This is a genomic window from Anaeroplasma bactoclasticum, from assembly GCF_003550015.1.
Lineage (GTDB): Bacteria > Bacillota_I > Bacilli_A > Acholeplasmatales > Anaeroplasmataceae > Anaeroplasma > Anaeroplasma bactoclasticum.
In genome coordinates this window covers 21,262-29,237 of record NZ_QXEV01000023.1, presented here as the reverse complement: position 1 = coordinate 29,237, position 7,976 = coordinate 21,262, and the positions used below count along the sequence as shown (strand labels likewise).

Genomic DNA, 7,976 nt, shown 5'->3' with positions numbered 1-7,976 from the left:
GATGGCATTGTATATGTAAAAATGATGGGTGCTTGTGTAGATTGTGGAGCACTAGATTCTACTTTAACCGATGGGGTTGAAGCACTACTTATGGAATATGTTCCTGAAGTTATTGGTGTAAAGAACGTAGTAGATGAATTATAGAAAAGGCTATCTCCTCAAAGTAGGAGATTTTTTCTTTATTTTTATTCTTTATAATGATATAATGAATAAGGTAATTTAGGAGGATTTTGAAATGGATAAGAAATTAGTATTAGATGTTTCTAAAACAAAGGGTTTCTATGATGAGGCTCTATATAATGAAGTTAAAAAAGAAGTTTTAGCTGCTCAGAAGGTTTTAAATGAACAAACTGGTGCAGGTAATGATTTCTTAGGCTGGTTAGATTTACCAGTAGATTATGATAAGGAAGAATTTGCAAGAATCTTAGCTGCAGCTAAGAAGATTCAGTCTAACTCTAGTGTACTTGTTGCTATTGGAATTGGTGGATCTTATTTAGGCGCAAGAGCAGCTATTGAATTCTTAAAGAAATATTTCAACCAGAAGGGTGTAGAGGTTATCTTCGTTGGTAATCAGATTTCTTCTACATACGCTTATGAATTATTAGATTACTTAAAGGATAAGGATTTCTCTATCAATGTAATTTCTAAGTCTGGTACAACAACAGAGCCTGCAATTGCATTCCGTATTTTCAAGGCTTATGCAGAAGAAAGATATGGTAAGGAAGGCGCTAAGGAAAGAATTTATGCAACTACAGATAAGAAGAAGGGTGCATTAAAGACTTTAGCTGATGCTGAGGGATATCCTGAATTCGTAGTACCTGATAACATCGGTGGTAGATTCTCTGTATTAACAGCTGTAGGTCTACTTCCTATTGCAGTTGCTGGTATTGATGTTGCTGAAATGTTAAAGGGTGCAGCTGATGCACGTGAATTATATAAGAATGCTGAATTCGATAAGAATGAAGCATTACAGTATGCTTTAGTACGTAATGTATTATATCGTTCTGGCAAGAAGCTTGAAATGCTTGTAAACTATGAGCCAAGATTAAGCTATTTCGCTGAATGGTGGAAGCAGCTATATGGTGAGTCTGAAGGTAAGGATAATAAGGGATTATGGAACACTAGTGCTTCATTCTCTACAGACCTACATTCCTTAGGCCAGATGATTCAGGATGGCGAAAGAACTATTTTCGAGACAGTATTAAATATTGAGACTCCAGTTGCTGAGGTTAAGATTGGTGCTACAGAGGATAACCTAGATGGCTTAAACTTCTTAGCTGGCAAGTCTATGGATTATGTAAACAAGATGGCAATGGAAGGTACATTACTTGCTCATGTTGAGGGTGGAGTACCTAACATTCGTGTTACAGTTCCAAATGTTAGTGCATATACATTTGGTTATATGGTATATTTCTTTGAATATGCTTGTGGTGTATCTGGATACACTTTAGGTGTAAATCCATTCAACCAGCCAGGTGTAGAAGCATATAAGAAGAATATGTTTGCCCTACTTGGTAAGCCAGGCTACGAAGAGAAGCAGGCTGAATTATTAGCTAAGCTTGGTAAGTAAAAAATAGGACGGGTTACCCGTCCTTTATTTTTAAATTTGAGGTTTATTATGACAGATTTTAAGAGAGTTGCAAGATTTGAGAAGGTTTCTATAAATCAATATTTAGAAAGTTTTGATAATAAAAGCGAAGAAGAAATAAAAGAAATATATGATAATATCCAATTACCAAAAAGAGCAACCAAAGGCTCTGCAGGATATGATTTCTATGCTCCATTTGATATTACTCTTGCTCCTGGTGAAACAATTAAAATTCCAACAGGTATAAGAGTATATATGCTAGATAACTATGTATTAAAGCTATATCCAAGATCTGGTTTAGGCTTTAAATATAGATTACAATTAAATAATACAGTTGGTATTATTGATTCTGATTATTATAATTCATCTAATGAGGGTCATATTTTTGCAAAGATTACAAATGATTCTAATGAAGGTAAAACACTACATATAGATAAAAATACTGGCTTTATGCAGGGTATATTTGTAGAATATGGAATCACATTTGATGATGATGCTCTAGGGATTAGAAATGGTGGATTTGGCTCTACCACCAAATAATTTCAAAGCTTGAATAATATACATAAAAGAATAAAAAAATAACAATTTTATTCCTTGAAATTAAAATGAATTTACATATTATTGAAATATATCACAATGTGTTATATAATAGCATTGGTTTTGAAGAAGGAGGAAAAAAGAGTTATGGGTTTCATTAATTGGATTGATGGTTTATCTAAGGGTATGAAGATTTTAGTATTCTTCCCTATTTGGGGATGGGTATTTGGCTTCTTATATAGATTATTCAAGTTCATTAACGATACATCTAAAGTTATTAACCTAATTGGTGCAATTCTATTCGTTTTAGGACCTTTAGGATTTGTACTAGAAGTTATTGACTTTGTATTAGTAATCATTAATGACAAGCCAACATTCTTAGTAGACTAATAAAAAGAATCCTCTTCGGAGGATTTTTTGTATTTTTATTTAAAAAAGTAGTATAATAGCAATAGTGTTAGAAAAGGAGAAGATTATGGATCGTTGGTTTAACAATTTACCAAGATTAGTACAAATCATCTTACTTTTCATTCCAGTATGTAACTGGGTAATGGAAATTGGTGTAAGATGGTCTAAGTTTGCACACGATGGCGGATTTATTCGTTTAATTTGCGCACTAGTAGTAACTATCTTTGGTGTATTTGTTGGTTGGTTAGATGCCTTATGGTGTCTATTATTCCACCATATGCTATTTGCATAAAAAGAAGAGGATTAGCAGAAATTTGCTAATCCTCTTTTAATAAGCTCGTATACATTTCTTTAAATTGATCTTTATATTTTACTTCATTATCTATAATTTCTTGGCTTAAGCCTTCTTTTTTGCACTGATTTATAAATGAATCAAATGTGCTAGCCATGGTAGTCAATCTTTTTTTAACATCATCCTTAGATGCATTTGCTATATATGCATCCTCTTGCTTAAGTAGGGAAGCATTATATTCCTTTATAGAATCTATAGCATCCACTACATTGGCATTAAATGTGTTCTTTTCTTTGGCTAAGGCATCATAATCTAAAACACCCTTAGATGCTAGTAATTCAAGTTGATTGATTTTCTTTTTTTGTGCTATTAAAGCATTAATACAAGCAGTTTTATTGTTCCATAGGTATTGTGCATTATATAGTAAGGAAACATCAGCTTGAAATTTTTCCTCTATTTGAATAAATATATCACTAACATGATTGGATTTTAATTTGGAGAATTGCTTTTCAAATCTATCATTGAAATCATCTCGCTTATAATCTATTTTAATATTTTGGATAGTAGTAAGCTCATTGCTTTCTTTTTTAATGAAATCTAAATTGTATTTATTTAAAGCTTCTTGAAGATTATTACCTTCTAATTTTAATTCAGACTTTCTTTGGCTTAGCGTTTCTTCACTGATTGCACCTTTATTTACTAATATATCTAATTGTTGTTTTTTCTTTTCAAATTCTATAATTTGGTCAATAAGAGAATCCTTTTCATCCTTCTTTTCTACTGTAGAAATATTATTATTCACATTCGTTTTCATTTCACTTTGTGATCTTACCGTAGCATTTTCAAAATAGATATGCTTTCTTACACCCTGATTTGGTTTATCCTTTGTCACCTCGTATATAACGATTGGACCAAGTGGAGTGAAGATAAGTCCCATAAGAACACTTATAAGGATATTTCTACTTGTAAGGAATGTGAATCCAAAGAATAGAAGGAAGAAGAGGATGGATACAATAATGGATTCAATAATAAATAAACCTTTGGTAATCGGAGTTATCGTATATGCTTGTTTTGTTTGATCGTTTACAATGGATTGATAATTCTTTCCTTTGTATGGTGTATTTATAATCCAAAATGGTAATAAAGCATATATTCTTTTCATATCTGATATATTAAAATCATAAACATGGATATCTTTCTTTTGTGTACTTTCAAGCTTATCTCTAAAGTTTTTTTCACAGCCCTCTTTAAGTCTATCTTCCGCTCTTTGGGTTATGGATTTTAAATTTTCATTGGCTTTTTTAGAAAGGTAGCCTGCCATATATTCTGTTGAAAATGGAATGAGCTTCATATCATCAAAAGCACAAATAGAATCTATTGTCTCATTATCAATTTCACTTAATGCATCTATAGGCATATGCTTATAATCTACAGAAATAGCTAGATGATCACAGTAAAATGGAGATATATTATATTCCTTTGAAGCCATTTGAATCATGTTTTGTTCTAATAAGTCTGCTTTAAAATCAATAGCACCACTAAAAAGATAAAATGGAATATATATAGGTGTAAGAGTGGAATTGTTTATTTGCTTCTTAAGCTCCTTTGGAACAAGCTTTTTTGTATTTAAATAATATAATAAAGCTCCTTTGGCTTCCTCTTTAGTACTTATAATAGGGAGTATGTATCTAGGTTTAAATTTTCCTGTCATAGATTCCTTAAAAAGCAAATTGTTGCCACAATATGGGCAGGTAGTAGAAACCATTTCCTTAGAACCAACGATGCTAGCGCCACAGGCTTCACAGGCATATTCAGAAAAGCTATCTAAATCAGAATATAGTTCATCCTCTTCACTTGGACTTAGCTCCTCTTTATATTTAAACAAATCTTTCGAATTATATATTGATTTACAGAAGGAGCATATAAGCTTTCCTGAATTAGGATCATAGGATACAACACCACCACAATTAGGACATTCAAAAGTTTTACCTTCCATAATATAATCCCCCTTTCATACATGAGATAATTATACACTAATTTTTGGAAAAAATAAAAAAATAAATAACACTTGCAATTCAAAAATAATATGGTATAATTTAAGGGCTGTTTTATGCAGCAAAGCACATTATTCCGCTGGCAATTGGGATTTTATTGGCCATGAATTCTGTTAATGAAGGAGAAACATACTATGGCAAATGCAAAGGGTCAGGCTTTAATCAATGAGATTACAGCTGAATATCTTCAGGATCGTCCTAGCTTCCGTGCTGGTGATACTGTAAAGGTATTTGTTAAGATTGTCGAAGGTGATACTCATCGTATCCAGGTATTCGAAGGCTTAGTTATTAAGCGTCAGGGTGCTGGTATTTCTGAGACTTTCACTGTAAGAAAGATTTCTTACAACATCGGTGTTGAGCGTACATTCCCTGTTCATACACCATCTATTGACCATATTGAAGTAGTTAGAAAAGGTAAGGTACGTCGTGCTAAGTTACATTATATCCGTACTCTATCTGCAAAGGCTGCTCGTATCAAGGAACGTCGATAATCAAGGAAAAGAACATGCAAAGTCATGTTCTTTTTTTCGTACTTTTGTCCATCAATTATGTGAAAATTTGGAAAAGTGTTTTTATTATAACAACCATATTGACTTTTGTTATAAAACACTGTAATATAATAATCCAAAGCATTTGATAGTCTAACTATCACTTTGGGAGAATCAAAAACTTAAACGTTTAAATAACATATTGAAAAAAGTAAAAAATACGGGTTGAATGAATAGTATTTAACACAATTTTTGCCAAAATGTAACATGTAATATTGTTGTTATTGTAAATCGGCAAAAACTGTGTTATAATAACCTTGTTATTAAACGATTTAAATTAATTTTTATAGAAAGAAGAGGGAAAAAGTATGAAGGATGATGAAATTAAGGTAAAGATTGCCGAAGTGGCAAAGCAAGAGTTTTTAGAATTAGGCTATGTAGATGCTTCTATGAGAAATATCTCTAGCAAGGCTGGTTTAACTACTGGATCCTTGTATAATAGATTTAGAGATAAGGCTGAATTATTTGAATACATTGTTGGTGGAGCAGTAAATGATGTATTTGAAAAATTCACAAGCTTTAATGCTGCATATTCTATCAGCAATAATGTTGAGCTTAAGACAGAAGAAGAGCAGTATAATGCATCTGCAATGAAGTTTATTATTGATACTATGTTTGATAATTATGATTCCTTTGATCTAGTTATCAATAAGGGTATTGGTTCACCTTATGAGAATTTTATGGATAAGCTTATTGGTGTTGCAACTGAAAATACAGTAAATTTCATTTTTGCTGTAAAACCAGGTGTTAAGAATCCAGTAATTGTTGAAGATATCACGCATTTATTAAATGTTGCATTATTTGATGCGATTGCTGAAATCTTCCGTAAGCATTATACAAAGGAGCAGGCTGACTATTATATGAGGAACATTTTCTCCTTCTATAATTCTGGTTGGCATGCATTATTATCTAAGGATTTTTAAGAAAAGAGCCCTAGGCTCTTTTTTCACGGGAGGATATTAAAATGGAAAAGATTGTTTTGTTTTCCAAGGAAAGTGTTGATATCGATAAAATAATCGATATTGAGCTTGCTTCAGATTTTGGCAAATATAAAAGAGTAATTCCTGCAAAATGGGGAGTTATTACAATTCTTATTTATGAAGAGTATTATATGAGAATAGAATCTGATTTATCTGTTACAATTATTTCAGATAAAAGAGATTCTGGAACCAGAGTCGAGGTCATCTCAGCTGGTGGTAAAAAGGGGATGCTAGCTATTTCTGCAGGCGCTGAAAAGAAGGCAATTATGAAGGTAGTAGATATCCTTAAAAATGAAGGTTTTGAGGTTCAGGAGGACTAAATATGGTCCTCTTTCATTTATATTGAAAATATAACTCTGTTATTTATGTAATTTTTCAAAAAACGCTTACATTTTCTACCACTGAAAATATTGAAAATGAATTTTCACTATGATATAATAAAGGTACTATTTATTGCGTGAGGTGAGTATCAAATGGCAAATACTACGATTTATGACGTTGCTGGCGCAGCAAAAGTATCCCTAGCAACTGTTAGCCGTGTAATGAACAATCCTGAAAAAGTAAATCCCGAAACTAGAGAAAAGGTATTAAAGGTAATTAAGGAATTAGGATATCGTCCTAATGCTATCGCTAGAGGTCTTGCGAGCCGTAAAACTACTACAGTAGGTATCGTTATGGCAGACGTTTCTAGAGCTGCAACAGCACAGCTACTTGGTGGTATTATCGATATCAGTAAAAAATATGATTATGCAATTAAATTGTTCTCTATGGCTGAGAATGATGATATAAAAGAGACAATTCGTGCAGTAGTTGCAGAACAGGTAGATGGTATCTTATTTTTAAATGACGAGCTAGAGCCATCCCAAATGGAAATGTGTATGAGTTTAATTCAGGATGCACAAATTCCTGTTGTTTTATGTAATGCAATGTATGATGAGAAGGATATTCCTGCAGTAGGTATCGATTATGAGAATGCTACATACGATATTACAAAGGAATTAATTGATAAGGGTAAAAAGAATATTTATCTTGCTACAACAGTAAGAAGATATTCTGTTAACTTCCATAAGATTGCTGGATATACAAAGGCTATGCAGGATGCAGGATTAGAACCATTGGTATTCCGTACATCTGGAGATGTATCTATTAATACATTACATTTCCAGGAATTTATTAAGCACAATAATATTGAAGCATTTATTGCTGTACGTGATTCTATCGCAGTATCTTTCATGAATGTTATGATCAAGGCTGGTTATAAGATTCCTGAGGATTGTGAGGTTGTAGGATTACAGAATACAAAATATGCAATTCTTTCACGTCCAAACTTGACATGCGTAGATACTCCGGTGTATGATATAGGAGCTGTTTCTATGAGACTTTTAACTAAGTTCATGAAGCATGAAGATATTCAGGAGTCTAAGGTATTATTACCTTACCGTATCGTAGAAAGAGAAACAACAAAAGAATAATCCCGAAGAAGGAAAAGAAGTAGATTACTAGCTTTAGATTATAGAGAACTTATGGTTGGTGGAAATAAGTAATGGCTATTAATTGAATTACAGTCTG

10 protein-coding genes and 1 other annotated feature (1 of these 11 running past the window's edge) are annotated in these 7,976 nt (G+C 32.3%); of the genes, 9 read left to right on the top strand and 1 reads right to left on the bottom strand.

Going from position 1 to position 7,976, the window contains the following annotated elements; translation table 11 throughout:
- The first annotated feature begins 6 nt into the window (after positions 1-6).
- The 5 genes from EI71_RS10550 to EI71_RS07930 all read left to right on the top strand — a co-directional run bounded on the left by EI71_RS10550 (position 7) and on the right by EI71_RS07930 (position 2,825).
- Positions 7-144 carry a NifU family protein gene (locus EI71_RS10550; protein WP_342769503.1) on the top strand — a complete coding sequence of 46 codons (138 nt, stop codon included), beginning with the start codon at positions 7-9 and terminating at the stop codon, positions 142-144.
- Between the two features lie 91 nt (positions 145-235).
- Positions 236-1,570, top strand: a complete 1,335-nt coding sequence (locus EI71_RS07945) for a glucose-6-phosphate isomerase (RefSeq protein ID WP_119016721.1) — start codon at positions 236-238, stop codon at positions 1,568-1,570.
- A 48-nt stretch (positions 1,571-1,618) separates the two neighbouring features.
- Positions 1,619-2,128, top strand: a complete 510-nt coding sequence (locus EI71_RS07940; RefSeq protein ID WP_119016720.1) for a dCTP deaminase/dUTPase family protein — start codon at positions 1,619-1,621, stop codon at positions 2,126-2,128.
- Between the two features lie 144 nt (positions 2,129-2,272).
- Positions 2,273-2,515: a hypothetical protein gene (locus tag EI71_RS07935; protein ID WP_119016719.1), complete on the top strand. Its 243-nt coding sequence runs from the start codon at positions 2,273-2,275 to the stop codon at positions 2,513-2,515.
- 85 nt (positions 2,516-2,600) lie between these two features.
- Complete coding sequence (locus tag EI71_RS07930; RefSeq protein ID WP_119016718.1) at positions 2,601-2,825, top strand: hypothetical protein; 225 nt, start codon at positions 2,601-2,603, stop codon at positions 2,823-2,825.
- 25 nt (positions 2,826-2,850) lie between these two features.
- Here the strand turns inward: EI71_RS07930 and EI71_RS07925 are convergent, their stop codons facing one another.
- Positions 2,851-4,821, bottom strand: coding sequence for a TFIIB-type zinc ribbon-containing protein (locus tag EI71_RS07925; RefSeq protein ID WP_119016717.1), 1,971 nt, complete (start codon positions 4,819-4,821; stop codon positions 2,851-2,853).
- A gap of 192 nt (positions 4,822-5,013) precedes the next feature.
- Between EI71_RS07925 and rplS the strand changes: the two genes are divergently transcribed.
- From rplS to EI71_RS07905, 4 genes are all read left to right on the top strand, one after another.
- Positions 5,014-5,370 carry a 50S ribosomal protein L19 gene (gene rplS / locus EI71_RS07920; RefSeq protein WP_119016716.1) on the top strand — a complete coding sequence of 119 codons (357 nt, stop codon included), beginning with the start codon at positions 5,014-5,016 and terminating at the stop codon, positions 5,368-5,370.
- Positions 5,371-5,735: 365 nt separating this feature from the next.
- On the top strand, positions 5,736-6,350 hold the full coding sequence (locus tag EI71_RS07915) for a TetR/AcrR family transcriptional regulator (protein WP_119016715.1): 615 nt from the start codon (positions 5,736-5,738) through the stop codon (positions 6,348-6,350).
- A gap of 41 nt (positions 6,351-6,391) precedes the next feature.
- Entirely contained in the window at positions 6,392-6,727 is a 336-nt protein-coding gene (locus tag EI71_RS07910) for a DUF6054 family protein (protein WP_119016714.1), read from the top strand.
- 153 nt (positions 6,728-6,880) lie between these two features.
- Positions 6,881-7,879, top strand: a complete 999-nt coding sequence (locus tag EI71_RS07905) for a LacI family DNA-binding transcriptional regulator (RefSeq protein WP_119016713.1) — start codon at positions 6,881-6,883, stop codon at positions 7,877-7,879.
- Positions 7,876-7,976: a binding site (T-box leader), on the top strand (it continues 69 nt past the right edge of the window). It overlaps the preceding gene by 4 nt.

Excerpts from the sequence above, each read along its gene's own strand:
- EI71_RS07945 (WP_119016721.1), top strand. The coding sequence starts at position 236 with ATGGATAAGAAATTAGTATTAGATGTTTCTAAAACAAAGGGTTTCTAT.
- EI71_RS07940 (WP_119016720.1), top strand. The coding sequence starts at position 1,619 with ATGACAGATTTTAAGAGAGTTGCAAGATTTGAGAAGGTTTCTATAAAT.
- EI71_RS07935 (WP_119016719.1), top strand. The coding sequence starts at position 2,273 with ATGGGTTTCATTAATTGGATTGATGGTTTATCTAAGGGTATGAAGATT.
- EI71_RS07930 (WP_119016718.1), top strand. The coding sequence starts at position 2,601 with ATGGATCGTTGGTTTAACAATTTACCAAGATTAGTACAAATCATCTTA.
- EI71_RS07925 (WP_119016717.1), bottom strand. The coding sequence starts at position 4,821 with ATGGAAGGTAAAACTTTTGAATGTCCTAATTGTGGTGGTGTTGTATCC.
- rplS (WP_119016716.1), top strand. The coding sequence starts at position 5,014 with ATGGCAAATGCAAAGGGTCAGGCTTTAATCAATGAGATTACAGCTGAA.
- EI71_RS07915 (WP_119016715.1), top strand. The coding sequence starts at position 5,736 with ATGAAGGATGATGAAATTAAGGTAAAGATTGCCGAAGTGGCAAAGCAA.
- EI71_RS07910 (WP_119016714.1), top strand. The coding sequence starts at position 6,392 with ATGGAAAAGATTGTTTTGTTTTCCAAGGAAAGTGTTGATATCGATAAA.
- EI71_RS07905 (WP_119016713.1), top strand. The coding sequence starts at position 6,881 with ATGGCAAATACTACGATTTATGACGTTGCTGGCGCAGCAAAAGTATCC.